General features: G+C 69.2%; 1 protein-coding gene and 1 pseudogene. One reads left to right on the forward strand and one right to left on the reverse strand.

The window, feature by feature from the left end; translation table 11 throughout:
- Positions 1 to 458, forward strand: a pseudogene (locus AC2VOP_RS19380) (flavin-containing monooxygenase); the annotation flags it as partial.
- Positions 459 to 479: 21 nt separating this feature from the next.
- Here the strand turns inward: AC2VOP_RS19380 and AC2VOP_RS19385 are convergent.
- Positions 480 to 1,462: glycerol-3-phosphate dehydrogenase/oxidase (locus AC2VOP_RS19385; RefSeq protein WP_486962478.1), on the reverse strand; the 983-nt coding region annotated here is incomplete at its 5' end.

Consider the following 1,462-nt stretch of genomic DNA (forward strand, 5'->3'; position numbering starts at 1 on the left):
TGGTGCTGGCCACCGGGTTCCGGGTGGACCGCTTCCTGCGCCCGATCGAGGTGGTCGGCCGCGACGGCGTGCGCCTCGACGACGTGTGGGCACAGCGACCGGTCGCCTATCTGTCGGTGTCGGTGCCCGATTTTCCCAACCTGTTCATGCTCAACGGGCCCAATGGGCCCGTCGGAAACTTCTCGCTGATCGACGCGGCCGAGGCCCAGATCGGCTATCTGATGCAGCTGATCGAGCTGCTGCGGCGAGAGGAATGCCGCGCGGTCAGCGCCAGCCACGAGGCGACGGCCCGTTTCGAGGCCGAGCGGGTGCAGGCGGCGAAAAAGACCGTGTGGGTCACCGGCTGCCGAAGCTGGTACCTCGACGACCGCGGTGTTCCCGTCGCCTGGCCGTGGAGTTTCGGTCGCTTCCGGGAGGTGATGGCGCACCCGGCGCTGGGCGACTACGAACTCGCGTAACGCGCGTCGGGACCGGGCAGGTCAATCCAGCGGCACCGGGTCGAGGATCTCGGCGCGTGCCTCCGGGGCGCTGGCCCGCAACGCGTCCGCCGAAGCGTCGTCGGGCTGGGCTTGCGAGAGCACTTCGGCTTCCACTCGCGCGGAGTAGGTTGCCACCTCCTCGTCGATATCGTCGTCGCCCCAGCCCAGCACCGGCGCCACCACCTCGGCAACCTCGCGGGCGCAGTCGACACCGCGGTGCGGGTATTCGATGGAGATCCGCATCCGGCGGGTCAGGATGTCCTCCAGATGCAGTGCACCCTCGGCGGCGGCAGCGTAGGCGGCTTCGACCTTCAAGTAGATCGGTGCCGCGGTGATCGGCTCCAGCAGCTCGGGCGCCCCGGTCGCCAAGTCGAGCACCCGATGGATCAGTGACCCGTAGCGATCTAGCAGATGCCGCACTCGATAGGGGTGCAGCCCCTGGACCGCGCCGACGTGCTCGACCTGGTTGACCAGCGCGAAATAGCCGTCGGCACCCAGCAGCGGCACCTTCTCGGTGATGGACGGCGCCACCCGGGCCGGGATGTACTCGGCGGCGGCGTCGATGGCGTCGGCGGCCATCACCCGGTAGGTGGTGTACTTGCCGCCGGCGATGGCCACCAGCCCGGGCGTCGGCACCGCCACCGCGTGCTCGCGGGAGAGCTTCGAGGTGTCGTCGCTCTCCCCGGCCAGCAGGGGACGCAGCCCCGCGTACACCCCGTCGATGTCGGCGCTGGTCAACGGGGTAGCCAGCACGGTGTTGACGTGGCCCAGGAGATAGTCGATGTCGGCCTTGGTCGCCGCCGGGTGCGCCAGGTCCAGGTTCCAGTCGGTGTCGGTGGTCCCAATGATCCAGTGGGTCCCCCACGGGATGACGAACAACACCGATCGCTCGGTGCGCAAGATGATCGCGACCTCGCTGACGATCCGGTCCCGCGGCACCACCACGTGCACCCCCTTGGACGCACGCACGTGAAACCGGCCGC

The sequence above is a fragment of the Mycobacterium sp. TH-M106 genome (assembly GCF_057473765.1).